This window comes from Streptomyces sp. bgisy100, from assembly GCF_057709105.1.
In genome coordinates, this window is the sequence record NZ_JBYITE010000028.1 from 1 (window position 1) to 26,712 (window position 26,712).

The 26,712-nt window shown below is 71.3% G+C and carries 21 protein-coding genes and 2 pseudogenes; 9 read left to right on the forward strand and 14 right to left on the reverse strand.

Features of this window, described 5'->3' with window-relative positions; genetic code table 11:
- Positions 1 to 628: 628 nt before the first annotated feature.
- Both AC3EQ1_RS19195 and AC3EQ1_RS19200 read left to right on the forward strand, forming a co-directional pair.
- Positions 629 to 1,552, forward strand: coding sequence for a phosphatidylinositol-specific phospholipase C/glycerophosphodiester phosphodiesterase family protein (locus AC3EQ1_RS19195; protein WP_432095547.1), 924 nt, complete (start codon positions 629 to 631; stop codon positions 1,550 to 1,552).
- A 109-nt stretch (positions 1,553 to 1,661) separates the two neighbouring features.
- Positions 1,662 to 1,856: a hypothetical protein gene (locus AC3EQ1_RS19200; RefSeq protein WP_432095548.1), complete on the forward strand. Its 195-nt coding sequence runs from the start codon at positions 1,662 to 1,664 to the stop codon at positions 1,854 to 1,856.
- Positions 1,857 to 2,047: 191 nt separating this feature from the next.
- On the opposite strand, the gene AC3EQ1_RS19205 is transcribed toward AC3EQ1_RS19200, so the two are convergent.
- The 3 genes from AC3EQ1_RS19205 to AC3EQ1_RS19215 all read right to left on the reverse strand — a co-directional run bounded on the left by AC3EQ1_RS19205 (position 2,048) and on the right by AC3EQ1_RS19215 (position 5,618).
- Positions 2,048 to 3,292, reverse strand: coding sequence for a phosphodiester glycosidase family protein (locus AC3EQ1_RS19205; protein WP_432095549.1), 1,245 nt, complete (start codon positions 3,290 to 3,292; stop codon positions 2,048 to 2,050).
- A gap of 117 nt (positions 3,293 to 3,409) precedes the next feature.
- A complete protein-coding gene (locus AC3EQ1_RS19210) occupies positions 3,410 to 3,757 on the reverse strand; it encodes a DUF779 domain-containing protein (RefSeq protein WP_432095550.1) in 348 nt (115 codons plus the stop codon).
- Between the two features lie 715 nt (positions 3,758 to 4,472).
- Positions 4,473 to 5,618, reverse strand: coding sequence for a MalY/PatB family protein (locus tag AC3EQ1_RS19215; protein WP_432095551.1), 1,146 nt, complete (start codon positions 5,616 to 5,618; stop codon positions 4,473 to 4,475).
- A 335-nt stretch (positions 5,619 to 5,953) separates the two neighbouring features.
- Between AC3EQ1_RS19215 and AC3EQ1_RS19220 the strand changes: the two genes are divergently transcribed.
- Complete coding sequence (locus AC3EQ1_RS19220) at positions 5,954 to 6,367, forward strand: hypothetical protein (RefSeq protein ID WP_432095552.1); 414 nt, start codon at positions 5,954 to 5,956, stop codon at positions 6,365 to 6,367.
- Here AC3EQ1_RS19220 and AC3EQ1_RS19225 read toward each other — a convergent pair.
- Both AC3EQ1_RS19225 and AC3EQ1_RS19230 read right to left on the reverse strand, forming a co-directional pair.
- A pseudogene (locus AC3EQ1_RS19225) lies at positions 6,352 to 7,818 on the reverse strand (aminotransferase class I/II-fold pyridoxal phosphate-dependent enzyme). The gene AC3EQ1_RS19220 and the pseudogene AC3EQ1_RS19225 sit on opposite strands and share 16 nt — an antisense overlap.
- A gap of 276 nt (positions 7,819 to 8,094) precedes the next feature.
- Positions 8,095 to 8,982, reverse strand: a complete 888-nt coding sequence (locus AC3EQ1_RS19230; protein ID WP_432095554.1) for a LysR family transcriptional regulator — start codon at positions 8,980 to 8,982, stop codon at positions 8,095 to 8,097.
- Positions 8,983 to 9,123: 141 nt separating this feature from the next.
- Between AC3EQ1_RS19230 and AC3EQ1_RS19235 the strand changes: the two genes are divergently transcribed.
- On the forward strand, positions 9,124 to 10,179 hold the full coding sequence (locus tag AC3EQ1_RS19235) for a YncE family protein (RefSeq protein ID WP_432095555.1): 1,056 nt from the start codon (positions 9,124 to 9,126) through the stop codon (positions 10,177 to 10,179).
- Between the two features lie 65 nt (positions 10,180 to 10,244).
- Here the strand turns inward: AC3EQ1_RS19235 and AC3EQ1_RS19240 are convergent.
- The 5 genes and pseudogenes from AC3EQ1_RS19240 to AC3EQ1_RS19260 form a co-directional block, all read right to left on the reverse strand.
- Positions 10,245 to 11,197: pseudogene (locus AC3EQ1_RS19240) on the reverse strand (immunity 49 family protein).
- A 201-nt stretch (positions 11,198 to 11,398) separates the two neighbouring features.
- Positions 11,399 to 11,983, reverse strand: coding sequence for a DUF4352 domain-containing protein (locus tag AC3EQ1_RS19245; protein ID WP_432095556.1), 585 nt, complete (start codon positions 11,981 to 11,983; stop codon positions 11,399 to 11,401).
- 310 nt (positions 11,984 to 12,293) lie between these two features.
- Positions 12,294 to 14,789, reverse strand: coding sequence for a leucine--tRNA ligase (leuS, locus tag AC3EQ1_RS19250; protein ID WP_432095557.1), 2,496 nt, complete (start codon positions 14,787 to 14,789; stop codon positions 12,294 to 12,296).
- Positions 14,790 to 15,247: 458 nt separating this feature from the next.
- The gene (locus tag AC3EQ1_RS19255) at positions 15,248 to 15,454 is read right to left on the reverse strand and encodes a hypothetical protein (protein WP_432095558.1); all 207 of its coding nucleotides are present in this window, start codon (positions 15,452 to 15,454) and stop codon (positions 15,248 to 15,250) included.
- 234 nt (positions 15,455 to 15,688) lie between these two features.
- The gene (locus tag AC3EQ1_RS19260) at positions 15,689 to 16,264 is read right to left on the reverse strand and encodes a MarR family winged helix-turn-helix transcriptional regulator (RefSeq protein ID WP_432095559.1); all 576 of its coding nucleotides are present in this window, start codon (positions 16,262 to 16,264) and stop codon (positions 15,689 to 15,691) included.
- 248 nt (positions 16,265 to 16,512) lie between these two features.
- Here AC3EQ1_RS19260 and AC3EQ1_RS19265 point away from each other — a divergent pair, with 248 nt between their 5' ends.
- The 5 genes from AC3EQ1_RS19265 to AC3EQ1_RS19285 all read left to right on the forward strand — a co-directional run bounded on the left by AC3EQ1_RS19265 (position 16,513) and on the right by AC3EQ1_RS19285 (position 22,456).
- Positions 16,513 to 17,583 (forward strand): alkene reductase, encoded by a 1,071-nt coding sequence (locus tag AC3EQ1_RS19265; RefSeq protein WP_432095560.1) that lies wholly within the window; start codon positions 16,513 to 16,515, stop codon positions 17,581 to 17,583.
- A gap of 31 nt (positions 17,584 to 17,614) precedes the next feature.
- A complete protein-coding gene (locus AC3EQ1_RS19270; RefSeq protein WP_432095561.1) occupies positions 17,615 to 18,520 on the forward strand; it encodes an NADP-dependent oxidoreductase in 906 nt (301 codons plus the stop codon).
- Positions 18,521 to 18,641: 121 nt separating this feature from the next.
- The gene (locus AC3EQ1_RS19275; protein WP_432095562.1) at positions 18,642 to 18,968 is read left to right on the forward strand and encodes a winged helix-turn-helix transcriptional regulator; all 327 of its coding nucleotides are present in this window, start codon (positions 18,642 to 18,644) and stop codon (positions 18,966 to 18,968) included.
- 26 nt (positions 18,969 to 18,994) lie between these two features.
- Positions 18,995 to 19,789 carry an alpha/beta fold hydrolase gene (locus AC3EQ1_RS19280; protein WP_432095563.1) on the forward strand — a complete coding sequence of 265 codons (795 nt, stop codon included), beginning with the start codon at positions 18,995 to 18,997 and terminating at the stop codon, positions 19,787 to 19,789.
- Positions 19,790 to 20,101: 312 nt separating this feature from the next.
- Positions 20,102 to 22,456, forward strand: coding sequence for an ATP-binding protein (locus tag AC3EQ1_RS19285; protein WP_432095564.1), 2,355 nt, complete (start codon positions 20,102 to 20,104; stop codon positions 22,454 to 22,456).
- 110 nt (positions 22,457 to 22,566) lie between these two features.
- On the opposite strand, the gene AC3EQ1_RS19290 is transcribed toward AC3EQ1_RS19285, so the two are convergent.
- The 4 genes from AC3EQ1_RS19290 to AC3EQ1_RS19305 form a co-directional block, all read right to left on the reverse strand.
- Complete coding sequence (locus tag AC3EQ1_RS19290) at positions 22,567 to 22,701, reverse strand: hypothetical protein (RefSeq protein ID WP_432095565.1); 135 nt, start codon at positions 22,699 to 22,701, stop codon at positions 22,567 to 22,569.
- Positions 22,702 to 22,917: 216 nt separating this feature from the next.
- Positions 22,918 to 23,559, reverse strand: a complete 642-nt coding sequence (locus tag AC3EQ1_RS19295) for a gamma carbonic anhydrase family protein (protein WP_432095566.1) — start codon at positions 23,557 to 23,559, stop codon at positions 22,918 to 22,920.
- 226 nt (positions 23,560 to 23,785) lie between these two features.
- Positions 23,786 to 25,309 carry an aldehyde dehydrogenase gene (gene adh, locus AC3EQ1_RS19300; RefSeq protein ID WP_432095567.1) on the reverse strand — a complete coding sequence of 508 codons (1,524 nt, stop codon included), beginning with the start codon at positions 25,307 to 25,309 and terminating at the stop codon, positions 23,786 to 23,788.
- Positions 25,310 to 25,365: 56 nt separating this feature from the next.
- Complete coding sequence (locus AC3EQ1_RS19305; protein ID WP_432095568.1) at positions 25,366 to 26,679, reverse strand: GAF domain-containing protein; 1,314 nt, start codon at positions 26,677 to 26,679, stop codon at positions 25,366 to 25,368.
- Positions 26,680 to 26,712 lie beyond the last annotated feature (33 nt).

Consider the following 26,712-nt stretch of genomic DNA (forward strand, 5'->3'; position numbering starts at 1 on the left):
GGGGGGGGGGGACGGGGGGGGGGGGGCTCCCCCCCCCGCCGCGGACGTCCGTCGAGGAGCACCCCGGCCCGTCGAGAGGTATGCCCCATGCTGCCCGGGACTCCGATGAGACCGATGTCACGCCCTCGGTCTGTGACGTGGCACACGTGATCCGCTTCCCCTCGGGCGGGGGAGTCCTGAGGGTGGCGTGACGCGCCCGCCCGCAGCCCCCAACCCTCGCGCCGGAGCCGCCGCTCCGGCGCGAGGGTGCTCGCTCGCACACTCGGATGCGCGCGCCCCAGCAGTGCCCCTCCCCGCATTCCCATGTGGTCCGCATCACCTGGCATTCGCTACCCATCTGAACTCAACCGCCAAATCCGGCATAAGTGACAACGCATCGCAAGGGTGGATTTTCTACTGGTGGGGGCGGCTGTCCGGATTCGGAAACCGGACCGCCGGATGCCACGGTGGGACGCCAGGTCCCCCGACGGTATGCATCGACGGCAGAGCCCCGGTCCGGCGAACATCAGCCGAACTCTGCGCCGGAATCCACCCGTTGGAGGACCTTCGGTCCGATACTCGGGGACGCCCCACCGCGGCTCCCCGACGCCCCGCCCGTGCCGCGCCGTCGTTCCTCCGGAGGTGTTCCGTGTCCCGACCCACGCGTCGCGCTGTCGTCGCCACACTGGGCGCAGCCGCGGCCGGTGGCCTCGCAGGTGCCGTACCGGCCCGGGCCACGGCCTCCGTCCCCCGGCAGGCCGGCGCTCCGGCCGCGGCCCGGCCCGTGGCCGCGGAGGACTCCGGATCCTCCCGCGTCCCCCTGCGCCGCGCCCACGCCCACAACGACTACGAGCACGAGCACCCCCTCGCCGACGCCCTCCGGCACCGCTTCACCAGTGTCGAGGCCGATGTCTGGCTCGTCGGCGGCGAGCTGCTCGTGGGACACGAGCGGGACGACCTCCACCCCGACCGCACGCTGGAGTCGCTCTACCTCGAACCGCTCCTGCGGCGGGTCACCGCCCAGCACGGTTCCGTCTACGCCGGGCACACCGCGTCCCTCCAGCTCCTCGTCGACATCAAGAACTCCGGTGCCGCCGCCTACCGGGAACTCCACCGCCGGCTGCGCCGCTACCGCTCGATCCTCAGCTCCGCCTCCGGCGGCAAGGCCCGCATCGGAGCGGTCACCCCGGTCGTCTCCGGCGACCGCGCGGTGCGCGCGCCCATGGAGGCCCAGCGCCACCGCTACGCCTTCTACGACGGCCGGCTCGACGACCTCGGTACGCGGGCCCCCGCCGCGTTCCTCTCCCTCATCAGCGCCGACTGGGCGTCCACCTTCGACTGGACGGGCGAGGGTGCGATGCCCGCCGACGAGCGGGCGCAGCTCCGCGACATCGTGGACGAGGCCCACGCCCACGGCCGGCGCGTCCGCTTCTGGGGAACTCCCGACGCGCCGGGGCGCGAACGCGACGCCCTGTGGCACGAACTCGTCGCCGCCGGCGTCGACCACATCAACACCGATGACCTGGCAGGACTCGAGCGGTTCCTCAGCACCTTCGACCGCGCCTGGGAGTGACGGGCAGTCATCACCCGTTCGGGAGCGCCCGAATGGCCGGGACGCGGCGGACGATAGGCCACACTTTGGGCCGATCGCGGCTCCGTCCCCGCGGCCGAGGAGGTTCGCCATGGCCATTTCGATCTCAGTGGTCCTCTTGCTCCTGATCCTGATCGTGGTGTTTCTGCGCAGCGGATCACTGCGGTTCTCGCACGCCCTGGTGTGTGTGCTGCTGGGCTTCTACCTCGCCGGTTCCAGCATCGCGCCGACCCTGTCGGACGGCCTCGCGGCGACGGCGGACGTCGTCAGCAGCGTCCGCCCCTGACCCGTCCTTCGGTCTTCTTGTCCTGCCCCCTGGGCTTCGGGACGCCCCGTCCGCTCTCCCTGCCGACGGATGACGGATCAGGGGCGAACAGACGACAGATACGGCCGACGGACGAACGGCCCGTCGCCCGTCGCCCGTCGGAGAGAGCGCAGCGGGTCCCGCCCTGGCCTGGCCCCGTGTCCCCGGACCGCTCACCCGAGGGCGAACACCCCGATGCCCTCGGGGATGAGCCGTTCCACCCCGCCGGACGGATGGTTCCGCACGGTCACCCCCGACGCGCCCGGCTCCCGCAGTGCCAGGGTGGACGAACCGCCGCCGTCCAGGTTGATGGCGTTCTCGGACCCCAACACCCGCATCAGTCGCGCCAGTTCGGCGATGGTCAGTCCCGGCCGGTGCTCCACCGTGCCGTCCAGTGCCAGCAGCTGGACCAGCCGCCCGGCGGCGTCGGCCCCGGCGGCCGACCGGATGGCGGCGGTCCGGTCGTCCAGACCGTCCAGGGGGACCCCGTTCCGCAGGACGGGGAAGCCGCCGACCGCGAACCGGTACGGGACCGGCGCCCCGGTCGCCAGCCCGTACCGCACCCCGATCCGGTCCCCGATCCGCAGCGCGCGCAGGGCCTGCGCCCCGGCCTCCCGGCCGACCAGTACGACCGTGTCCCGGGCGACCGGTCCGCTGCCCGGCGCGCCCGCGGTACGCGCGACCCGCCCGCGAAGCACCGTCACCTCATGGGTGTCGGTGCTGCACGGCGCCGCCCGGTCGGTGTCGGTGCCGCAGACCGCCCGGACCCGGGAGACGCTGCCCCAGGCCGGGGTGAAGGCCCCCACTCCGCCGACGGGCAGCGCGTACTGGTTGAGGCCCCGCAGCCGCAGCCGGCCCAGCCGGGTGGTCACCGTGCCCCGCAGGGCCAGCCGGCCGAGCCGCACCCGCCGGTCGGCGCCCATGCCGAGGACGTCCTCGGTGGTCGTGCCGGGCGGCAGCGCGGGGCCGAAGCGCTGGCCGTCCGGCACGGCGGCCTTCCACACGCGCCCCGCGGCCACCGCGGGGCCGACCGCGGCGAACGTCGGCTCCACCCCGGGGTGCTGGGTCTCGGAGATGTTGAAGAAGTCGCCGTTGACACCCCCCACAGCGCCGCGCGCGTCCGCCAGGCGCGACAGGGGAGCGCGGGCCCCCACGGCGCCGGGGTGCAGAAGATCCAGGGACACCCGGCGGTCCCGCAGGTCGACGGTGAGCAGATGGCCGCGCGCCGTGCCCTGGGAGCCCGCGACGGAGAACTCCCGGTAGGTCACACCGGACGCCACCCGCATCACCGGGCCGTACCGGGGCGCGGCGGAGGTCCCCGCAGCGGCGGGCGAACCCGCCAGGCCGGGGGCGACCAGTGCGCCCCAGGCGATCAGTACCGTCAGTGCTGTGCGTAACCGGCTGCCGTGTCGCGTCACAGTGCCCCCTGAGGTCGCTTCAACTGTCCCACGAAGCAGGGGATATGACGCCTGTCGGACATGCGTCCGAAGGGGGACGGCCGGGAAGCGGCGACGGGGCCGCGCCGAGACTTTCGGCTAGGCGGGCGGCTCCTGGACCAGCCGGGACCGGATCAGGAACCGCACACCCTCCGGCGCTTCGAGGGAGAAGCCGCTGCCGCGCCCCGGCACCACGTCGACGATGAGCCGGGTGTGGCTCCAGCGCTCGTACTGGCTGGACGACATCCAGAACGACACCGGCTCGGCCACCCCGTCGACCGCCAGGTCGGCGAGCAGCACATCGGAGGCGCCGGTGCGGAACTCGCCGGCCGGATAGCACATGGGGGCACTGCCGTCACAGCAGCCGCCGGACTGGTGGAACATCAGCGGCCCGTGCGTCGCCCGCAACTGCCGCAACAGGACGGCGGCGGCTTCAGTGAGCTCCACGGCCGGGGCTCCGTGCGGACCGGCCGACGGTGGGATTCCGGGAGGCGCACATGCCGGTGGAGCGCCTACCGGTGGAGCGGCTACCGGTGGGGCGGACTCCCGTACGGCGGGTGCTGCCGCGGGGGAGGCGGGTGGCTGGTGAGGTGCTGGGGAGGATGGTTCCCGGCTCTCCGCCGATTCGCTCATCGTCACTCCTCCGACCTGCTGGGATGCCTGTCGACTCAGGGCCCGTGACCGCTTCGGGCGGGCCCGCCGCCCGGACTCGGCACGGCGCGGACACCGTCCGCCGGGAGCCTAGCCCACGGACTCGGACAACCCAGAGAACCACAGGACGCGTTGCGGACACGTTGCGGTCGGCCCGGTACAGCCGAACCTCACGGCCCGGACTGACGCCGTGGCACGCCACCGGCTCGGGCCGCGACCGACCCCCGGCTGACCGCGCCTCGGCGGTCCCGTTGCTCGACGATGTGGCGGAGACCGTCCGGCGCCGCCCTCACCCACCCGCGGCTGCCTGCGGGAGTGCTGGTCAGCATGTTGTTCGGCGGTGACACCGCCGAGGATGCGGCGCGTAGTCCGGCTCTCCTCATCGATGTCATGCGCTGGATGGCCGAATCCTGATGCGCCGGAACCCGGTTGACCGGAACGCGCTGCCCGCGGCTCCGGTCCCCCGCAGGCAGCGCCGAAACCGTCGGCAGCCGCCCCCTCAGCGCCCTCGTCAGCCCACAGCCTCGGTCATCCTGCGCAGGATCTCCCGCAGATTGGCCGCCGACGTCCCGAAGTTGAGGCGTACGAAGCCCTCGCCGGCCGGCCCGAAGGCGGACCCGTCGTTGAGCAGCACCCGGGCTTCCTCGAGGAAGAAGGAACCCGGGTCGCGGTCCAGGCCGAGGGCGCGGCAGTCCAGCCAGGCGAGAAAGGTGGCGTCCGGGGCGCGGAACTCGACGCCGGGCGGCAGCTCCTTGCGGAGCACCGCTATGTTCTCGGCCAGGGTCCGTCGGAGCCCGTCGAGCCAGGCGTCGCCCTGCTGCCAGGCGGCCAGCGTGGCCGCCACACCGAAGGTGTTCGGTTCGCCGTACAGACGCGACGGACGGGACAGCGCCTCCCGGACCCGGCGCGGGCCGAGGTGCGCCACCGCGCACCGCACGCCCGGCACGTTGAACGCCTTGGTGGCCGAGGTCAGCGTCACGGTGCGGGCGGCGGCTTCCGGACCGATCGAGCCGAAGGGGACGTGCCGGTGCGGCGCGTGCACCAGATCCGCGTGGATCTCGTCGGCGACGACCAGCAGATCGTGCCGTTCGGCCAGCTCCGCCAGCACCGTCAGCTCCTCCCGGCGCAGCGCCCGCCCGGTCGGGTTGTGCGGGTTGACCAGGATGAGGACCGGGCACGTGCTCCGCGCCAGCTCGGTGTCGAGCCGTTCCGGATCGAAGGTCCAGCTGTCGGCGTCCGCGGTGTACGGAACGGGCAGGACGCGACGGCCCATCTCGGCGAGGGTCTGCAGGAAGGGCGGATACGTCGGGGTGTGCACCGCCACGCTGTCACCGGGCCCGGTGGCCACCGACAGCACCGCCTGTACCGCCTGGTTGATGTCGGTGAACTCCTTGACGTGGGCGGGGGCGACCGCGAAGCCGTGGCGGCCGAGCATCCGCTCGGCGAAGGCGGTGCGCAGCGGCATGCCGTCCGGGCCGCTGTCCCAGGCCGGATAGCCGAGGTCCTCGTCCACGCACCGCAGCAGCGCCTCCCGTATCGGCGGGGCCGGCGGAAAGTCCATCTCCGCGATCCAGGCCGGCAGGACATCAGCCGCCGCCCGGCGCCACTTGACTCCGGGACGCTGGGACAGGGCTCGGATGTCGACATCATCGAACATGGAGGGGCCTCTCGTACGGCGGGCGGCGGGCGGCGGGCGGCGGGAATTGGGCGGTGGTCGTCGAGCGGCGGGCATCGGGCGCGGGCAGAGCGGAGCCCATCCTGCCCCCGGCTCCTTCGACGTGACCATGCCCCGGGCTCGGGCCTGGTACTTTCCGGCAAGGCTGGCCCTGGCCGTGGGCCCCGGACGCCTGTCCGGGGCCACCTGTGCGCCAACGATCTCGGCCTCCACTGATCGATGCGCGCCCTCGTGCTGTGTCGTGCCGTCCTGCTGCGTCAGACGGAAGGGCCGTAATGGCCGTACGAAGCGGAGCCGTTGGGGTCGATCATGGCGTCATGAGAGACCCCGCCCCACCCCGTGAACTGAAAGTCATCGACACCGCCTCCCTGCTGGCCCTGGAGGAGGAGGCACAGGCCTTCGCGCTGAGTCAGCGACTGAAGCCGGAGTGGGTGGCGGCCCATGCCGCGCCTGCCGGTGTGCACCATCTGTGTCCGGCGATCTGGCACAGCCTGCGGCACCGGCCCGGGCTCCCGCGGCACCTGCGCTGTGAGCTGTTGATCGAACTGAGGTCAGGGGAGCGGGTGATGAGCCTGCTGGATGTCCTGCCGGACACCTTCGCGCCGCTGCCTCGTGCCCGGTCGCGCGAGGAGGCCGAGCGCTTCGTACGGCTGTGGGGGAGTGTGCCGTCGGTCGGCGAATGGGAGGAGCGCTCGGCGGACGGGTCGGCGCAGCGTCACCCCTCCGCCTGAACCCGCACGGTGCGCAGGCCGGGATCCGCCGCGTCGGGGAGGTTCATTCCGGCGTCCACCCCGGTGCTCAGATACCGCAGAACGGGATCCGTGAGGCGCTCGCCCGGCAGCGCTGCCGGGATACCCGGCGGGTACGGGGTCAGCATCTCCGCGGCGACCCGCCCGGCGGCCTCCTCGACCAGGACGTCCTCGACCGGACCGAAGAAGGTGTCACGCGGCAGACAGACCTGTGCCAGTTGCAGTTCGTGCGGTTCGGGAACGGCGACTCGCGGGGCGGGACGCAGCTCCTCCGCATGCTGGGACAGCTTCCGGAGCGCGGTGGTCAGCAGTTCGGCGGTGGAGTCGTCGTCGGCATGGGTCAGCTGGGCGCTGATCCGGCGGTGGTCGACCAGGTGGGCGTCGATGCGATGGTGTTCGCGCAGCCAGTCGGCCGCGCGGTAGCCGGTGATGTTCAGGTCGGCGAGGTCGATCACGACGGGGAGGGGGTCGAAGTCGCTCGCCGGCCCGCAGAAGTCGGCTCGGTCGTTGACGTGCAGCCCGTCGATCTCCTCGATGGCGGCCCGGACGCCCGCCGCCAGGGCGAGGGCCCGGCTCAGCAGCCGTCGGCCGTCCAGAGCCATCTGCCGCCGCCAGCCGTCCATCCCGGCATACAACAGGGTGGAGGGGCTGGTGGTGCCGAGCAGGTCGGCGCGTGACTTCAGCACGGCCGGGTCGATCAGCTCGCCGCGCAAGTGGAAGACGGAGCCCTGCTCCAGACCGCTGCCCATCTTGTGGATGCTCGTGACGCAGACGTCCGCCCCGGCGTCCATGGCCCAGGTCGGCAGATCCGGGTGGAACGGCAGGTGGGCGCCCCAGGCCTCGTCGACGATGAGCGGGCGCGACCGGCGGTGACAGACGTCCGCGACGGCCCGCAGATCGGCGGCGCTCCCGTACGGCGTCGGACTGGTCACCAGGGCTCCCCGGGCGTCGGGATGCTCGGTGAAGGCCCGTTCGAAGGCCGCGGGGGACGGTGGATGGGCCAGATGGCGCTCGCCGTCCCACTGCGGCTCCACCCAGACGGGGTACACACCCGAGAGGATCAGCCCCGACACCACCGATTTGTGGGCGTCCCGCCCCACCAGCAGCTTCTCGTGCGGTCCGGCGACCGACAGCATGGCCGCCTTCACCGAGAGGGAACTGCCGCAGGTGGAGAAGAAGGTGTGCTCGGCGCGGACCGCGTCCGCCATCAGGGCCTCGGCGCGTTCGAGGACCCGGCCGCCCGTCCGGCGGTCGTCGAGTCCGCCGGAGGCCAGCAGATCGCCGAAGAACACGGCGTCGCCGAGCACCTCCCGTACTCATGGGTCGGCGCCGCGTGCCTGTTTGTGACCGGGCGGGGTGAAGGCTAGCTCACCGGATGCGTGGTAGCGGGCCAGTGCTTCGAGCACCGGCGCCACGGTGTGATCGACGGCCATGGCACGACGGGTTCCCGTGCCGCCGTGGCGTCAATCGCACCCTTTCGGCGTATACGCAGCGGGCGCGGTGTGATTCCGTGCACCAATGGCGCTCCCGCCCTCACCGGGAGGAAGCGCGCGCGGCCTCGGCGAGGGAACCATCGGCGTCGGCCGACGGCACAGCCGGACGGGTCGGAGAGCCCCGCGCCGTGGTGTCGCGCCGCGAGCGGGCCGGCGCGCGATGTCCCCGACTCCGGTGGCGCGTCGCGATGGTCGAGGTCCGGGGCAGTTCCGTCGTCAGGACGCCAGGACCGCGGCCGCCACGTGGTCGCGGAACCAGCGGTGCCCCGGATCGGACGCGTTGCGGGGATGCCAGGCCATGCCGAGTTGAAGGGGTGCCAGGTCGAGGGGGATGGGGAAGGTGCGCAGTCCCAGGGCGGAGATGGTGTCCGGGAGCCAGTCGGCCAGGGTGAGCGCCACGAGGTCGGTGTTCCGGGCGAGCATCATCGCGCTCGTATGGCTGGGGACGACGACCGGGAGCCGGCGCCGCAGCCCGAGTTCCGTGAGTGCGCCGTCGATGGGCCCGAGGCGTTTGCCGAGCCGGGAGACGCCGATGTGGTCGGCCGCGGCGAAGCGGCGGGCGTCGATCCGCCCGCGGAAGAGAGGATGACCGCTGCGGGCCACGCCGACCAGGGGCATCTCGACCAGAGCCCGGGTCCGGATCTCCGGGTCCAGGTGGCCGAGAACGCCCAGCTCGACGTCGATCCACCCCTGCCGCAGCGCGGGACCGCCCTCCAGGGCTTCCGGCAGGAAGACCACGTCCACGTGCGGTGCCTCCTCGTGGATCCGCTCGGTCAGGGTCCCGGCCAGCCCCGCCAGGAGCAGGTCGTTGGCCTGCACCGTGAACGTGCGCCGGAGGTGCACGGCCTCGAAACCGGCCCCGGGCCGCAGCACGTTGTCGCAGCCGCGCAGCAACGCACCGACCTCCTCCCGGAGTTCCAGGGCCCGGGGGGTCGGGACCATGCCCTGCCCTGCTCGGACCAGCAGCGGGTCACCGACGGCGCGACGGAGCCGGGCCAGCGCACGGCTGACCGCGGCGGGTGACGTGCCGAGCCGCTCCGCGGCGCGGGTCACGCTGTGCTCCTGGAGCAGGGCGTCCAGGGTTCGCAGCAGGTTGAGATCCATGGACGCTCCTGAACTGCAGATTTCCACCTGAGTCAATGATGGGTTGCCCATCTTTGCATTGCTACGCAATCCGCTCGGACCGAGAGTGGGCACGTCCGCGACAACGCGCGACAAAACCCCTGTGTGTTCAAGGAGTTCGCTGTGCAGCAATCCCCCCGCGTCGGCCGAGAGGGCGACGTCCTGGCCGTGGTCAGCCAGAGCGGGCCGACGGTCTCGTTCTTCGACGCCGCCTCCGACCGGCACCTCGGCTCTGTGGACGTCCCCGCCGAGCCGCACGAGTTGTGCTTCGACCCGACACAGCGCCTGCTGTGGTGCACGACGGCGTACCACTCGGGCTACTACCACGCGAACAGCGGCCGACGGACCGAACTGACCGCCATCGACCCCGATACGCGCCGCATCGTCGAGGTCGTCGACCTCGCCCCGGAACACGGGCCGCACGGGCTGGCGCTGGACACGGCACGCCGCCGTCTCTACGTCAGCGTGGAGGGCTCGGCGGACCGGTCCGGCGGCGTCGTGGTGCTCGACACGGAGACGCGCCGGCCCCTGGGCAGGATCGACACCGACGCGCCCGGCCCGCACTGGTTCGCCATCGATCCGGCGGGCAGGACGGGTTACGCCACCAACAAGGAGGCGCCGTTCGTATCCGTCGTCGACCTCGAACGGGGAACCCTCACCGCGAAGGTCGAGGTGCCGGGCAGCGAAGGGCTCGCCGTCTCCGCCGACGGCACCCACGCCTTCGTCGCCGCGCCCTATGCCGGATCCTTCTCCGCCACCCCCGGCGAGGGGCCTGCCACGGGAATCCGGGTCATCGAGGCCCGGACGGCTTCCGTCGTCGGCACCCTGCCCACGGAGGGCCTCGTCATGCCGGTGCACCTGACCTCCACGGGGAAGGTGCTCGCGGGCGAGACGCGCATGGTGTCCGACTCGGCGTCCCCGCTCGGACACCACGCGCCGGGACGCCTCACGGTGTTCTCCGCCGACACCCGCGAACGACTGGGTTCGCTCGAGGTGGGGCACCTCCCGCTGACCATCACGTCGTCGCCCGACGGCCGGCTCGCCTACGTGTCCTGCGTCGTCTCGTCCACCGTCCACATCGTCGACCTGGAGACCCTGCGCGATGCGGCGCGCCTGGACATCGCCCGGCGCGGTGAGCCCGGCGCCCACGGCCTCGCCTACATCCCCCGTCCGGCATGACATCGCGAGGATGCCGGTGGCGTGCCGCCGGTGGGTGAGCCGGCGGCACGGCTCCGGGTGGCCGACTACTTGGCCACCCAGAGACCCAGCTGATTCGTGCCGCCGTCCGCCGCCCGTTGCAGCGCATCCGGCGAACCGAGCAGGTCGTGCGGCAGATAGCCGGAGCGGACCCCCAGCTCCCACCCGTGGACCTGGACGGCGAGGGCGGCCAGGGCCAGGGCGCCGACCGGCAGCAGGGTCCTGGGGTCCGGATCGGCTCCCACGCCCTCCCCGTGCTGGACGAGCCGGGTCACGAGCGCCTGCTCGAAGGCGTGCTGATCGTCGTCGAGGAGCTCACGCAGCAGTCGCTGGTCCGCTGTCAGGGGCCCGCCGCGTCCAGCCCGCGGACCGCCGCGGCGCGCTCGTCCGCGTCCGGCATGCGCAGGGTCACGGTGGGCCAGTCGCGGGGCAGGTGCCCGGCCGCCTCGGTCACGTACCCGCACAGGGCGTCCATCGCCGCGAGGTCCGCCGGCGCGGACACCGAGGTCAGCTTCGAGTACGGGACCCCGTCATGGATCGCCGGCGCGTAGTCGCCCCGCAGCAGCAGACCGATCACCCGCTGCCAGTCCCACACCAGGCCGCTGACCAGGCACAGTTCGAATGCGTCGAGCCAGGTCCTGGCCGTGGGAGCCTGCTCGACGACGTGCCCGAAGGCGATGTCCTCGCTGCTGAGCGTCTCGCCGATGAGCGGAAGGGCGATCTCTTGATCGCCGTCGGGGAAGCAGCCGACGCTCAGCACGCCGAGGGAACACTCCGCAGCCGTCCGCAACGCCGAGCGTGACGCCGCGTCGAGCGGGGAATTCGCGGCGGAGCGGGCGGCGACGTGGTCGAGGAGCTCATCACGCATCTCCTCGAACTTCCGGAGCGACAGGGTGTCGTAGCGCATCCGGTGCCACCGCCCCCACGCCCGTCCGTCGATGTCGTCGAGCGCCCGGGCCATGCGCTCCCCACTGACCTCATGGCACGTCACTTCCTGCATAACTGCTGTCCCCTCGTGGTCCTTCAGCGCGGAAGCGGCACGCTATCAGCGGACTCGGACACCGCCCTGGGCCATGCCGGGGGAGCCGATCGGCCCAGTGGGGCAGTCGCATGCGAGGCGCCGGTACTGGAGACACGTCCGGCGTCGTCTCGGCCTGACGCAGCGTGAACTGGGCCCGGGTTCGGCTTTCCAGGAGTCGGGCTACTGTGCGGCGCTGCTCGCGAGGGCGACGGTGGAGGGTTCCCGGCCCGAGTCGGCGAATTCCCAAGCAGCGATCTTTGCGCTCTTCGGAACTCGGTAGGCCAGCATCATCGCCCTCTTGGCGCCCGGCCGCAGACGCTCGTCGCACTGCGGGTTTCCCGGAATCCCGTCCAAGCCGTCGATCACGTCGTAACGTCGGCCCTGATCGTCGACCAGGCTGTCGGCGATGTGCGGCGGGCACGTCAGCTCCAGGCCGGCTTTCGTGCCGTTGTGGACGACGATCTCCAGGGCCACGTACCGGGCTCCGGCACCCGGGCTCTTCGTGCCTCCGACGACAGCGATCGCGTCGACCTCATGCACACGGCGGACCTTGACGACCAGGCTGCCATTGCGCGCGTTCTCGCCGACCTCGAACCTGCCGGCCGAACCGGAAGCGGAGTTCGCGCTTGCTCCTCCGGAAGTGCCGGCGCCCTCGGGAGTGGCCTTGGCGTCGGGTGCGGCGGTCCGGGAGAGGCCCGTACAGGCGGTGAGCAGGAGGGCGGCGGCGACGAGACTTGCGGTCGCAGTGGTCGTGCGGGTGTTCATGGGTCCCCCGGGGCGCTGTAGGTTGCATCCTCCTGTCGTGCATGTGGTCGGGCCGCTCGGCTTCCCATGACAGTCGGTGCTGCGGGCTCAAACTAGAACAACAGCACCCGCAGGGGACACAGCTTTCCCGTCACACACGGCAGGCAGGAATCCAGCCAGGAGCGCTGTCACCCAGCTCCGGGCGCTGTGGTGGGAGCTGCCACGGTGCGTCGGCGACGTTTCGCGACCGAGCCACAGCCGAGCCGGCCTCCAGCGCACTGGACCGGCCCCCCCGCAGGGCCCGCTCCGGCCCTGCGGAGTGCGAAGCCCGTCAGTCCTTCCGCGGTACGACGTTCACCAGACCGGGCGCGCGGACGATCACCCGGCCCACCTCCCTGCCGCCCAAGGCCTCCGCCACCTTCTGCGAGGCCAGGGCCAGCGAGCGGAGCGCGTCCTCTTCGATGGCGGGAGTGACCTCCAGGCGGTCGCGGACCTTGCCCGCGACCTGCACCACGCAGGTCACCGTCTGCTGCGCGACCAGGCCGGGGTCGGCCTCCGGCCAGCCGTACTCGATGACCGAGGCCTCGCGGCCCAGGCGCTTCCAGGCCTCCTCCGCGGTGAACGGAGCGACGCAGGACAGCATGCGGGCGAGGCCCTCGGCGCCCTCGCGTACGGCGGGGTCGGCCGCCCCGGGCCCGGTGTCGATGGCCTTGCGCAGCGCGCTCGTCAGCTCCATCAGGCGGGCGATGGCCACGTTGAAGCGGTTGCGCTCCATCAGGCGCGTGGTCTCGTCCACCAGCCGGTGCACCCGAGTGCGGACCTCCGGATCACCCGGCCCGGCCGTCTGCCGGTCCGCGGGCACGACATCGCCGCAGAGCCGCCACACCCGGGCCAGCCACTTCACCGAGCCGGTCGGGGAGACGTCCGCCCAGTCGATGTCGTCCTCGGGCGGGCCGGCGAACAGCATGGTGACCCGCACGGCGTCCGGCCCGTAGCGGGCGATCTGGTCCTGGAGGTCGACCAGGTTGCCCAGGCTCTTGCTCATCGCCTTGCCATCCATGATCACTTGACCCTGGTTGGCCAGCCGGGTGAACGGTTCGACGAAGGGCACCAGGCCGAGGTCGTGGAGAACCTTGGTGATGAACCGGGCATACATCAGGTGCCCGGTGGCGTGCTCCTTGCCGCCGATGTACTCGTCGACGGGCAGCCACCGCCGCACACCCTCCGGGTCGAACGGCCCGTCGGTGTAGTCCGGGTTCGGGTACCGCAGGAAGTACCAGGACGAGTCGACGAACGTGTCCATCGTGTCGGTGTCCCGTTCCGCGTCCCCGCCGCAGGCCGGACACGGCACGCGCTTCCACTCGGTGGCGCTGCCCAGCGGGGACACTCCGCTGTCCGGGCGGAGCTCGTATCCGGTCTCCGGCAGCCGTACCGGCAACTGATCGTCGGGCACCGGTACTTCACCGCAGGCCGAACAGTGGATGACCGGGATCGGCGTGCCCCAGTAGCGCTGCCGGGACAGCAGCCAGTCGCGCAGCCGATAGTTCACCGCCCCCTCGCCCGCACCGCGCCCGGCCAGCTCTGCGGTGACGGAGGCGATGGCGTTCTGCTTGCCCAGGCCGTCGAAGGCACCGGAATCGACCAGCGTGCCGTCCCCAGTGGTGGCAACGCCGGTCTCGACGGGGTGCGGCTCGCCGGTTTCCACGACCACGGTCACCGGGAGACCCATCGCCGTGGCGAAATCCAGGTCCCGCTGGTCGTGCGCCGGCACTGCCATGACCGCACCGGTGCCGTAATCGGGGAGCACGTACTCGGCGGCGTAGACCGGGATCTTCGCGCCGTTGACCGGGTTCACCGCGTAGCGGTTCAGGGCGACGCCGGTCTTGGGGCGGTCCGTGGCCAGCCGCTCGACGTCGCTCCGCGTGCGGACCTCCCGCAGGTACTCCTCGAACGCGGCACGCTGCTCGGGCGCGCACAGCTCGGCCGCCAGCGGGGAGTCGGCGGCCACCACGAAGAAGGTGGCGCCGTACAGGGTGTCCGGCCGGGTGGTGAAGACCCGTACGGGTTCATCGCGGCCCTCGACCGTGAAGTCCACGTATGCCCCTTCGGAGCGGCCGATCCAGTTGCGCTGCATGGCCAGGATCTCGTCCGGCCACTTGCCCTCGAGCTCGGCCATGTCATCCAGCAGCCGTTGCGCGTACTGCGTGGTGCGGAAGAACCACTGGGTCAGCTCACGGGGGACGACATCGGTTGCGCACCGCTCGCACTTCCCCTGGAGCACCTGCTCGTTGGCGAGCACGGTCTTGTCGACCGGGCACCAGTTGACCCCCGCGGACTTGCGGTAGGCGAGCCCCTTCTCCAGCAGGCGCAGGAACAGCCACTGGTTCCAGCGGTAGTACTCGGGGTCCGATGTGTGCAGCCGAGTGCGCCAGTCGAAGGAGACCCCCAGCCGACGGAACGATTCCGCCTGCACATCGATATTGCCGTAGGTCCAGTCCCGTGGGTCCAGATCGCGCTTGAGGGCGGCATTCTCCGCCGGCAGCCCGAAGGAATCCCAGCCGATCGGGTTCAGAACGTTGTCGCCGCGCAGCCGGGCGAACCGGGCGGCGGCATCGCTCATCGAGTACACCTCGGCGTGCCCCATGTGCAGATCACCGGAGGGATACGGGTACATGCTGACCAGTAAGGAGCGCCGCGGCCCGTCCTCCTCGCCGGCGGTGAGGCCCCGCGCCTCGAACACCCGCCGTTCCTCCCAGACCCGGATCCATGTGTCGATCATCGAGTGCGGGTCGTACCCGTCCTGACTGAAGGCCTCTTGCGCAGGCATTTCCACCTCATCGGGGAATAGCGGATGAGCAGGGTACTGGCACGTGGGCACGACGCGGAATGCGCGCCGGACCGAGCCCGACAGCACAGGAAATAACGCCATCGCGTACCACGCCACTGGCATCCCTGGCGATTCCGTCGACCCTATCGCTTTCGAAGTGCCTGACACAGGAATTATGTTGACGTCCCATTATGTGCCCGAGGCCCGATGTGCAGGATTCCTCGGACCCGATACCGACTGTGGTCGTTCAGTGGGCAACCACAGAAGGGCGTCCATATCCTCGACGCACGGGATTGCGCAGGGCGCCGGCAGGGCCCGGACATCGTTGCGGCCATGGAATGCGGACCGGGCGATGCGGGCGACCGGAGGGCCCTGACGGAGCAGGCTTCGACCGCGTTCGATCGGCGGTGCGGTGGTGGGCGTACCGTCGAAAGCCCAGCAACCGCCCGCTTGCAGCTTCAGGCAGGGGCAGCGCTCGCCTGGTCACTGGGGCGCCTCCGGGCCGGAGCGCCCGGGGCCTGCCCCATCAGGGTGATGCCGTACACCACGAGCCGGACCACCCACATCAGCCAGCCGGCGAGGCCGAGGAGCCCGACGAGGGCTTCGCCTCTGCCGCGGCGTGCGGCTCGGGACACGGAACAGGTACCGAACAGGTAGTGATCCACGTAGTTCTCCCCTGCCCGGGAACCGCACGGTGCCGCGAGAGTGAGGGAACTGCTGCCTCCGGTCCCTGAGCAGGCGACTGCCGGGAGCCGAGCGGAGGGGCCGTCGCGTGGACGGCTCATGCGAGGTGGCAGACGCCGTCAGTGCCCAGGGAGGTGCGGGGAGTTGGTTGTGTCACGCCGGAACGGTGCCAGCGTCCGTGTCCCGCAGTGCCGGGGCGTGCGTTGAGCGTGACATCAGGTCCGTCCGTCGGTCGGCCCCTGGCCGCCGTCGAGACGGTCATGCTCCTTGTCCGCACACGGGGGACCGGCGGCGGCCTGTACGAGGTTGCGTTCCAGGTGTTCCAGGGTGTGCAGGGCCGCGGTGCGCTCGTCGGCGGAGAGGTCCGCGGCCACCAGGTCCTCGAGCCGGCCCCAGCTCTGCTCGACCTCACGGCGCAGGGCATGGCTGGCGGCGGTGGGTTCGATGAGTGACGCGCGCTTGTCGGCGAGTGAGGGGCGGCGTCGGACGAAGCCGGCCTGCTCCAGGCGCCGGACGGTACGCGTCATGGTGGCGGCGTCGGAGTCCATCAGGCGCACCAGGTCCGTCTGGCGCTGTGCGCCGAGTTCCCACAGGTGCATCATGACCAGCTCCTGGCCCGGGTGGAGACCGGTGCGGCGCAGGAGCTGTCCCGCGAACATGCGGTGCAGCCGGGCCAGGCGGAAGATCGCGTGGCTGATCGGACCGCTGCCGGCCGCGCCCGGTACCGGGACGGTGGCCTCGTGTCCCGGTCCCGTGGAACCCCACCCGGCCTCCGGTGTGGACTGCGTCATCTCTTCCTCACTTACCTGCCTGAACAGTCTGAGTCTACGTCCCCGTCATTCCTCCTCGTGGAGTCCACTGGAACCCCGCTGGGGCATGGCCGAATGGCGGATGTGGCGTGCTTCACGGTGGGCCTCGGGAATGACTGCAGGGGAGTTGCCTGTTCGGACAGGTGATTTACTTGTCCGGGCAGGTATCTGTCGCTGCGAGCGGCGGAGCGCCTGAGCCGCAGAGCGTCACTTATCCAGAGGAAGAGATCATGACCACTGCTTTTGATCCCATCGACCTGGGCGGCAAGCGCCTGACCAGCCGCGTCGTCATGGCGCCGATGACCCGCAGCCGTGCTTTCGGGCCCGGCGCCGAGCCGACCGAGCTGATGGCGACGTACTACGCGCAGCGCGCCAGCGCAGGGCTGCTGGTCACGGAGGGCATCCAGCCGTCGCCGGTCGGCCAGGGCTACCCCGACACCCCCGGCCTGCACACCCCCGGCCAGGTCCAGGCGTGGCGGACGGTGACCGACGCCGTGCACCGTGAAGGCGGTGCGATCTTCGCCCAGCTGATGCACACCGGCCGGATCGGCCACCCCGTTCTGCTGCCCGACGGCCTGGTGCCGGTCGCGCCGTCAGCGGTGGCCGCCAAGGGGCAGGTCTACACCCATCAGGGCCCGAAGGAGTTCGTGACGCCCGAGGAGCTGACCGAGGCGGAGATCCGGCAGACCATCGCCGACTTCGCCGACGCGGCCCGCAACGCGATCGAGGCCGGTTTCGACGGCGTGGAACTCCACGGTGCCAACGGCTACCTGATCCACCAGTTCCTGGCGCCCAACACCAACCTGCGCACCGACGCCTGGGGCGCCGGCACCGAGGGCCGGATCCGGTTCGCGGTGGAGGTCGTCACCGCCGTGGCCGAGGCGATCGGCGGCCACCGGGTGGGCCTGCGGATCTCGCCCGGGAACCTCTACAACGACATCGCCGAGGACGACCCGACCGAGGTCTACGCGGCGCTGCTGGACCGGCTCGCCGCCCTGGACCTCGCCTATCTGCACCTGATGGAGGGCCCGGACCGCTCCCTGACCGCGCGGCTGCGCAAGGCCTGGCCCGGCACGTTCGTCCTCAACCCGTTCACCTACCCGGACGCCACCGGTCCGGACGCGCTGAAGCTGGTCGAGGACGGCAGCGCGGACATGGTGGCCTACGGGGCGCTGTTCCTGGCCAACCCCGACCTCCCGGCCCGCCTGGCCGCCGGTGGTCCGTTCAACACCCCGGACAAGGCCACCTTCTACGGCGGCGACCACCGCGGCTACACCGACTACCCCACCCTTACCGCCTGACCGGGGTTTCCCCACCGCTTCGGGAGTTCTGATGTCCACAGCGATCACCTTTTCCGCATACGGCGCCCCCGACGTGCTGCAGCTGTCAGCACTCGCCACACCGGAGCCGGGCCCGGGCCAGGTCCGGATCCGGGTGAGGGCGGCCTCCGTGAACCCTCTCGACATGAAGATCCGGTCCGGCCTGATGGCCGGCAAGGTCCCCGCGCACTTCCCCGTGATTCCCGGCCTGGACGCGGCCGGTGTCGTCGACGCGGTCGGCGAGGGGGCCGAGGCGGCCGTCGGGGACGAGGTCCTCGGTGCCACGGCCGGCGGCAGCTACCGCGAATACGCCCTGCTCGACCGGGCGGTGGCCAAGCCCGCGGCCCTGTCCTGGGAGGTCGCCGCCTCACTGGTCACCGTCGGCCGGACCGCGTTCCGTGTCCTCGGCGAGGTGGGTGTGCCGGCGGGCGGGACCCTGCTGATCCACGGCGCCGCCGGCAGCGTGGGCGTCATCGCCGTGCAGCTGGCCGTGGCCCGCGGCATCACCGTCATCGGAACGGTCGGCGAGCACGACGACGAACGCCTCACCGCGCTCGGAGCCACCGCTGTCCGCTACGGCGACGGCTGGCCGGAGCGCGTGCGGGCCGCAGCTCCCCAGGGAGTCGACTCCGTCCTCGACGCCTCCGGCGCCGGGGTGCTCGCCGACTCCGTCGCCCTGACCGGGGACGCCGCGCGCGTCGTCACCATCGCCGACCTGTCCGCCGCGCAGCACGGCGTCCGCTTCAGCGCGGGCGCTGCCGACCGGGCCGGGGACCCCCTGCCGGAGCTGGTGCGGATGGTCGCCGACGGCAAGCTCACGGTGCCGGTCTGGCGCACCTACCCGCTGGCGGAAGCGGCGCGGGCCCACACCGACCTGGAAGCCCACCGCAACCGGGGCAAGGCCGTCCTGCTGCCCTGATGCCCGATGCGGCCGCCTCGCGTTGCGAGGCGGCCCCCTGGGGCCGCAGCCGGCGCCCCCCGGCGGCTGCGGCCCACCCACCGCATACCGCACCACCCCTGAGAACAAGGACCGAGAACCGATGGCAGCCCGCACCACCCTTGCGCCGCTGACAGCCGACGCGGACCTCACCGCCGCGTTCGAGGTCCTCGGCCAGAAGTGGAACGGCATCATCCTCCACACCCTGGCCACCCGCCCCGCCCGCTTCGGCGAACTGTGCACCGCCATCGACCGCATCAGCGTGAAGATGCTCGCCGACCGGCTGCGCGAACTCCTCGACGCCGGCCTCGTCACCCACGACCGGCTCCCGCCCGGGCCCGCCACCTACACACTCACCCCCGACGGCCGGGCCCTGCTGCCCGCCCTGGAGCGGATCCGCTCCTGGTCGCGGCGCAGAAGAACCACGTGACCCCACTCCGAAGAACGGAACGCACCATGTCAGCACGGACTCTGCCCGAAGCCGCCTTCTCCCGCACCGTCCTGGGCTCCGGTCCCGGCCTCGCCCTTGCCCACGGCGCCGGCAGCAGCGTGGTCGGCACCTACGGCCCCATACTGGACGGGCTGGCCGCCCACCACACCGTCGTCGGGATCGACTACCCCGGCAGCGGCGACACCCCCCGCTCCACCGCACCGCTGCAGCTGGACGACCTGGCCGACCAGCTCGTCGCCGCCGCCGTCGCCGAGGGCCTGGAGACCTTCGCCCTGTCCGGCTACTCCCTCGGCGGCCCCGTCGCCGTCCGCGCCGCCGCCCGCCACCCCGAACGCGTCACCGCCCTGGTGCTGACCGCCACCTTCCCCCACCGGGACAACCGCCTCGCTCTCGCCGCGTCCGTCTGGCGCCAGCTGGCCGAGTCGGGCGACCGCGAACTGCTGGCCGAGTACCTGACGATGATGGCCCTGGGTGCCGACGCGCTGCAGGTGATGCCGGACGAGCAGCTCCAGCAGGCGATCGGATTCACCGCCGCCAGCGTCGCGGACGGCACCCCCGAGCACGCGGAGCTGGCCCCCCGGGTCGACGTCCGCGACGACCTGCCGCACATCAAGGCGCCCACCCTGGTCATCTCCACCACCCAGGACTGGTTCACCTCCACCCGCCAGCACCACCAGCTCGCCGACACCATCCCCGGCGCCCGGCTCGTGGAGATCCACACCGGCCACCTGCCCATGGTGGAACGCCCCGAGGAGTGGCAGAAGCTCATCGCCGACTTCCTCGACGAGCACCGCGCCTGAGGCTCACCGCCGGTGGGGGCCACGTCGATGAGATGTGACCCCACCGGCGGTGACAGGCTTGCCCGAAAGATCGTCCAGACCGTGGCGAAGAAGGCCGACCGAGGCCCGGGCCCCGGTCGGCCGGGACGGACAAGCAATCCGGCACGGGGTACTGACCGCGGCTCCCGGGGGTGCTTCAGCAGGGTGCCTTCGCGCGGGCCTCTGCCTCGCTCTCGGCGCCGGCATCCCCGCAGTCTCGGCTCAAACTCGGTATCCGAAACTACTTTCGAGTAGATTTCTATCCCGTTCAGGGGTCGATTAATCTCCGGAAGTATGACTTCCGTGGCTCGGCCCAGCGTCCTGGAGGGGATCGAGACCCTTCCGGCTGACGTCACCAGTTTCGTCGGCCGGCGCCAGCAGGTGACCGATGCGAAACGACTGCTGGAATCCTCACGGCTATTGACGCTCACCGGCCCCGGAGGGGTGGGCAAGACTCGCCTCGCCCTGCATGTGGCCGCCGCCGTGCGGCGGAGTTTCCGGGACGGCGTGCGCTTCATCGAACTGGCTGAATTGCGTGATTCCTCGCTGTTCGCGCACACGGTGGCGGCGCAACTCGGCCTGCACGACCAACCCTCGCGCACCACGATCGACATGACGGTCGAGTACCTCGCCTCCCGCGAGGTGCTCCTCACGCTGGATAACTGTGAGCATCTGATCGACGACTGTGCGCTGTTCATCGATGCCGTCATTCGAGCGTGTCCCCGAGTGCGGATCCTGGCGACGAGTCGGCAGTCGCTCGGCGTGTACGGCGAGACGACCTCGGTGGTTCCTCCGCTGCCGGTGCCCAGCCCGGAAGCGGTGCCGTCGCCGGACGCGCTGACGCAGTACGACTCGGTGAAGCTGTTCGTCGACCGTGCCGGATCCGTGCTGCCCGGGTTCAACCTGCAGAGCCAGGACTGCGCGGCAATCGCCCGCCTGTGCCGCGCACTCGACGGGATACCGCTGGCGATCGAGCTGGCCACGGTGTGGCTGCGTGCACTGTCGCTCGGTCAGATCGAGGAGCGCCTGTCCGAACGCTATCGCCTGCTCACCGTCAGCCCCCGGAACGCACCCACACGGCAACGCACGCTGCAGGCGCTGATCGACTGGAGCTACGACCTGTGCTCGCGGCCCGAGCAACAGCTGTGGGCCCGGGCATCAGCATTCTCCGGCAGCTTCGACCTGGACGGCATCGAATTTGTCGGCGCCGGTGACGGGATGGCGGCGGAGGAGATACGGACCATCGTCCTCTCCCTCGTCGACAAATCCATCCTGATCCGCGACGAGCGTGACGGCCGCGTGCGCTATCGGATGCTGGAGACCATACGGGAGTACGGCGAGGCCCGGCTTGTGGCGGCCGGCGAGTACGCTGCCGTCCACCGTCGTCATCGTGACTGGTATGCCCGCATGGTGGAGCAATTCCAGGCCGACTGGATGGGACCGGATCAGGATTCCTGGATTCTGCGGCTGCGACGCGAGCACGCCAACCTGCGGGAGGCCCTCAACTTCTGCCTCACCCAGCCCGGTGACGCCGTCCTCGCGCTCCGCCTGGCCGACAAGCTGGGGACCTACTTGGGCGCCCAGGGCTTCAACAGCGTGACGCGCCACTGGCTCGACCAAGCACTGGCGGCAAGCTCCGAGCCTTCGCCGGAGCGCACCTCGGCGCTGCGCCGGAACGGTTGGGTTGCACTGCTGCAAGGTGACGTCGGCGCCGCACAGGCGCAGCTCGCCGAGGCTGCCGAGTCGGCCGGAAGGCTCGGCCTCACGAAGGAAAGCGCGTATGTGACGCTCGTGGAGGGGGTGAAAGCCGCATCCTCGGGAGACATCGATAAGGCAGCACTGCTCACCGCCGACGCCGTGTCCGGGTTCAGCTCGGTGGACGAACTCAGCGGCAGGCTCCTCGCGATGTCCCTCCATGGCTTCGTCCTCGGGGCCACGGGGCAGCGCGAGCGGGGCCTGGCCCTCCTCGAGGAAGCAGTTGCCGTCAGCGTGCGGCGCGGAGAGGTGGTCTGGCGCGCCTGGGCACTCCTGGCCCTCTCCTTCGTCGAGCTCGACCACGACCTGGCGCACGCGGAAGCGGCGGCGCGCGAGGCCCTGAACCTGCGCCGCCGGGTGAGCGCCAAGGTCTTGATGGCCTTCGCCTTCGAAATCCTCGCCTGGGTGAGCGGACGTCAGGCGCGCCACGTCCGGGCAGCGACCCTGAGCGGTGCCGCCGCCACCATGTGGCGGACGGTCGGCACCTCGCCGGACTATTTCCACCCGGTGGGAGTGGCGCACCATCAGCACATCGGCAGGGTCCGCGCGGCCCTGGGCGACGACCGCTACGACGCCGCGTTCCAGCGCGGCTGCGACCTGTCCGAACGGGCAGCGGTCGACTACGCGCTCGAGACGGTGCCCTCGGCCGGCGAGCAACGGCAGGCCGACGGTGACGAGGCGGACCTGACGCCGAGAGAACGGCAGATCGCCAAGCTGGTGTCCGAGGGCCTGACCAACCGGGAGATAGCAACGCACCTGGTCATCGCCTCCCGCACGGCCGAAGGACACGTGCAACGCATCCTCACCAAGCTCGGGTTCAGCTCACGTGCGCAAATTGCCGCCTGGTATGTCAGCGGGCGGAATGTTCGGGAACCGTCGATCCCCTCGGACTGACCGGTCCGGTACGCGGCACGGGATACGGGCGTACCTCCTGCCCGCGCCCGGAGGAGCGAAGGTCCCAGCGGTCTGTTCGGCGTCGTACCGCACCACGCGGGGCGTCCGGGTCAGTCCACGATGATGCCCGGATAGCAGCGGGTCGCCGCCAGGCGCCAGAAGATCCCGACCGCCGTTTCGTCGACGGCGACTACACCGGCGGACAGCTGACGGGTGTGCAGACCCTGGATGGCTGCACCGAGCACTACGGCTACGAGAGCCCCCTGCTCAACACGGTCACCGACGCCCTAGGGACGGTCATCACCGTCAACGAGTACGACGAGCAGGGCCGAGTGAAGTACCAGAGCGACGCCCTCGAGCACACGACATACTTCAAGTACTCCAAGAACGGGCCGTTCGACCAGGTCGACGTCACCGCGCCAGACGGCGGAGTATGGAGCGACATCTATTACACGTCGGCGCTAGCCGAGATTCAGGACCTCATCGTCTGCGTGCGTGCCGAACTCGGCGACGCGCACCTCCGCGATGCGCTCGTACCGGCTGATCCGATCGGTCCACTCCGCGTCGACGCCGAACGCCACCTGCGCGAAACCCACCCGCCCGACGGCCTCTGCCAGACCTGGATCGCCTGGGGCCAGCAACCGCAGCGGCGCGTCAAGCGCCACGGTTTGCGGCGGCACGAAGAACTCGTCCGGCAAAACGGCGCGCGCATGGACGAGCGCGCCGACAGCGACAACCGAGCCGGCCCCCAATCGTGCGCCCTGCAGGACCGTCGCCGCGGTCGCCACATAGACGCACCTGCCCACCTCGCAGCCCAGCAGCGTGGCATGCGGCCCCACGAAGACGTGGTCGTCGACAAGGACCGGCTGGTCGCCGGCGACCGCAGACCCGCGCAACACCGCGTTCTCGCAGATCACCGCCGCTTCCCCGACCTCGATCCGAGACCCCTCGGCATCGAGCACCGCACCGTACATCACCCGCGCCCTCGGCCCCACGCGGACATCACCAACGAGCGTGGCCGTCGGGGCGACGTAGGCGGTGGGATGGACCTGCGGTTCATGCCCGCGATGCCGGATGCGGATTCCCTGCGCTTCAACGGTCATGAGCGGATTCTCGCCCGACGGGCCACGAGCACACTGGCGGATTTCAGACGTTGCGTTCGCCGAGACCTGTGCCATCCGCGATCTGAGGCACTACGGGGCGAATGTTGGCTGATGCGGCACTAGTGGGATCTGCGAGGTGCAACCCATACCGGCCTTGCTCCATGCGGGCCGAACGAAAGGCGCCTGACGGGTAAGAGAACCAGTTCAGGCGCCTTTCTTCAGGCCCTTAGAAGAACCCCAGCTTCTTCGCCGAGTACGACACCAGCAGGTTCTTCGTCTGCTGGTAGTGCTCCAGCATCATCTTGTGGGTCTCGCGCCCGATGCCCGACTGCTTGTAGCCGCCGAACGCCGCATGGGCCGGGTAGGCGTGGTAGCAGTTCGTCCAGACCCGGCCCGCCTGGATCGTCCGGCCCGCCCGGTAGGCGGTGTTGATGTCGCGGGTCCACACCCCGGCGCCCAGGCCGTAGAGCGTGTCGTTGGCGATCTTCATGGCGTCGGAGAAGTCGGTGAACGAGGTGACCGACACGACCGGGCCGAAGATCTCCTCCTGGAAGATCCGCATGTGGTTGCCGCCCTCGAAGATCGTCGGCTGGACGTAGAAGCCGTCCGCCAGCTCACCGCCGAGTTCGGCGACTCCGCCGCCGGTCAGTACCTTGGCGCCTTCCTGCCGGCCGATGTCGAGGTACGAGAGGATCTTCTGGAGCTGGTCGTTGGAGGCCTGGGCCCCGATCATCGTGTCCGTGTCCAGCGGATGGCCGGGCACGATCTTCTCGGTGCGGGCCACCGCCGCCTCCAGGAACTCCTGGTAGTGGCCCTGCTGGATGAGCGCCCGCGACGGACAGGTGCACACCTCGCCCTGGTTGAGGGCGAACATGGTGAAACCCTCCAGCGCCTTGTCGAGGAAGTCGTCGTCGGAGGCCGAGACATCGTCGAAGAAGATGTTCGGGCTCTTGCCGCCCAGTTCGAGGGTGACCGGCTTGATGTTCTCGCTGGCGTACTGCATGATCAGCCGGCCCGTCGTGGTCTCGCCGGTGAAGGCGATCTTCGCGACCCGGGGGCTGGAGGCGAGCGGCTTGCCGGCCTCCACGCCGAAGCCGTTGACGATGTTCACCACGCCGGGCGGCAGCAGGTCGGCGACCAGGTTCAGCCAGACGTGGACGGACGCCGGGGTCTGCTCGGCCGGCTTGAGGACGACCGCGTTCCCGGCGGCCAGTGCCGGAGCCAGCTTCCACACGGCCATCAGGATCGGGAAGTTCCACGGGATGATCTGGGCCACCACGCCCAGCGGCTCGTGGAAGTGGTAGGCGACGGTGTCGTCGTCGACCTCGCTGAGACCGCCCTCCTGAGCGCGCAGCGCGCCGGCGAAGTAGCGGAAGTGGTCGACGGCGAGCGGGATGTCGGCGGCCAGCGTCTCCCGGATCGGCTTGCCGTTCTCCCAGCTCTCGGCGACCGCCAGCTCCTCCAGATGCTCCTCCATCCGGTCGGCGATGCGCAGCAGGATGCCCGCGCGCTCGGCCGGCGCCGTGCGGCCCCAGGCGGGTGCCGCGGCGTGCGCCGCGTCGAGGGCCGCCTCGACGTCCTCCGCCGTGCCGCGGGCCACCTCGGTGAAGGCCCGGCCGTTGACCGGAGACGGGTTCTCGAAGTACTGGCCCCGTGCGGGCGGGACGTACGCGCCGCCGATCCAGTGGTCGTAACGGGACTGGAAGGAGACTTTCGCGCCGTCCGTGCCGGGTGCGGAGTACAAGGTCATCTCGGTGGCCTCCCGGGAGTCGTGCCGTCCGTCGTCGGACGGCGTCCGCGCCCAGGCTACTGACAGCGAGGTTGCAACCACGTTGCGCTGTCGGCGTGTTCGTCACCCGGTGCCCGTAGCCCGGCGTCCAGCTCCCGCAGGCGCGCCGTCACCACCGCGGTACGGGCAGTCCCCGGCGGGAGAGCCGCGGCGAGAGCGGTCCAGGCCTCCAGATCGTCGGCGCCCCAGGGGCTGCCCGTCCAGGCCCCCAGCAGCTCCGGGTCGCGCCCGGCGAGCAGCGCGGCCCGCAACTGCCCCTGGATCCGGGCGCGCAGCCGGGCCACCGCCGGGGCGGCGGACCCCGGCAGCAGCGGCCCGTCGTAGCAGCCCATGGCCGAGGCCGGGGCGCCGGAGCCCAGCCGCCGCAGAACCGTCTCGAAATCGGCCTCCACGGGCACGGTCCACCGGTAGGGACGGGAGCCCAGCACGTCCTCGCCCACGGTGCGCCGCAGCCGGGACATCTCGGCGCGCAGCGTCACGGGCGTCACCGCCTCGTCCTCGTACAGGGCGAGCAGCAGTTCGTCCCCGGTCAGCCCCTGCGGATGACAGCTGAGCAGCACCGCGATCTCGCTGTGCCGGCGGCTCAGCCGCAGCTTCCGGCCACCGTGCACCAGCAGCGCCTCGTCCCGGCCGAGCGCGCTCAGCTCCAGGGCCGGCGGCTCGCCCGGCTCCGGCGCGAGCAGGGCCAGCTGGGATTCGGCGGCCCGCGCCACGGCCTGCACGAAGGCCAGGCTGTGCGGGTGGGCGAGCCGGTCGCCGCCGGTGATGTCCACCGCGCCGAGCAGCCGCCCCGTCCGCGGATCGTGCACCGGGGCCGCCGCACAGGTCCACGTCTGCACGCCACGGCTGAAGTGCTCCGCGGCGAAGACCTGTACCGGACGGTCCACCGCGACCGCCGTGCCCGGAGCGTTGGTCCCCACCGCCGACTCGGCCCAGCGCGCGCCGGGGACGAAGTTCATCCGGTCCGCACGGCGCCGGGCGGAGGCATGGCCCTCCACCCACAACAGCCTGCCCTCCGCGTCGCAGACCGCCAGCAGATGCTCACCGTCCACCGCGAACGTCCCCATCAGCTCCCGGAACAGCGGCATCACCCGGGCGAGCGGATGCGCCTCCCGGTGCAGGCCCAGGTCGCCGTCGCAGAGTTCGACCGCGGCGGTGACATCGGGGCTGACCCGGGCCCGGGCCGAGCGCCGCCAGGACTCGGCGACGACGGACCGCACGGGACGGCCCACGGCGCCGGCCGAGGTGAAGACATCATGGGCCCGGCGCACGGCGGCGGCCCGTTCGGTGCAGTCGGCGCCCGCTTCCAGGGCGACCCACGGATTGGCCAAGGCGTACTTCCCGGAGTGGTTCGCCGTCCCGGC

Coding starts and splice junctions, on each gene's coding strand:
- AC3EQ1_RS19200 (WP_432095548.1), top strand. CDS start 1,662: ATGGCCATTTCGATCTCAGTGGTCCTCTTGCTCCTGATCCTGATCGTG.
- AC3EQ1_RS19215 (WP_432095551.1), bottom strand. CDS start 5,618: ATGTTCGATGATGTCGACATCCGAGCCCTGTCCCAGCGTCCCGGAGTC.
- AC3EQ1_RS19220 (WP_432095552.1), top strand. CDS start 5,954: ATGAGAGACCCCGCCCCACCCCGTGAACTGAAAGTCATCGACACCGCC.
- AC3EQ1_RS19230 (WP_432095554.1), bottom strand. CDS start 8,982: ATGGATCTCAACCTGCTGCGAACCCTGGACGCCCTGCTCCAGGAGCAC.
- AC3EQ1_RS19245 (WP_432095556.1), bottom strand. CDS start 11,983: ATGAACACCCGCACGACCACTGCGACCGCAAGTCTCGTCGCCGCCGCC.
- leuS (WP_432095557.1), bottom strand. CDS start 14,789: ATGCCTGCGCAAGAGGCCTTCAGTCAGGACGGGTACGACCCGCACTCG.
- AC3EQ1_RS19260 (WP_432095559.1), bottom strand. CDS start 16,264: ATGACGCAGTCCACACCGGAGGCCGGGTGGGGTTCCACGGGACCGGGA.
- AC3EQ1_RS19265 (WP_432095560.1), top strand. CDS start 16,513: ATGACCACTGCTTTTGATCCCATCGACCTGGGCGGCAAGCGCCTGACC.
- AC3EQ1_RS19270 (WP_432095561.1), top strand. CDS start 17,615: ATGTCCACAGCGATCACCTTTTCCGCATACGGCGCCCCCGACGTGCTG.
- AC3EQ1_RS19275 (WP_432095562.1), top strand. CDS start 18,642: ATGGCAGCCCGCACCACCCTTGCGCCGCTGACAGCCGACGCGGACCTC.
- AC3EQ1_RS19280 (WP_432095563.1), top strand. CDS start 18,995: ATGTCAGCACGGACTCTGCCCGAAGCCGCCTTCTCCCGCACCGTCCTG.
- AC3EQ1_RS19285 (WP_432095564.1), top strand. CDS start 20,102: ATGACTTCCGTGGCTCGGCCCAGCGTCCTGGAGGGGATCGAGACCCTT.
- AC3EQ1_RS19295 (WP_432095566.1), bottom strand. CDS start 23,559: ATGACCGTTGAAGCGCAGGGAATCCGCATCCGGCATCGCGGGCATGAA.
- adh (WP_432095567.1), bottom strand. CDS start 25,309: ATGACCTTGTACTCCGCACCCGGCACGGACGGCGCGAAAGTCTCCTTC.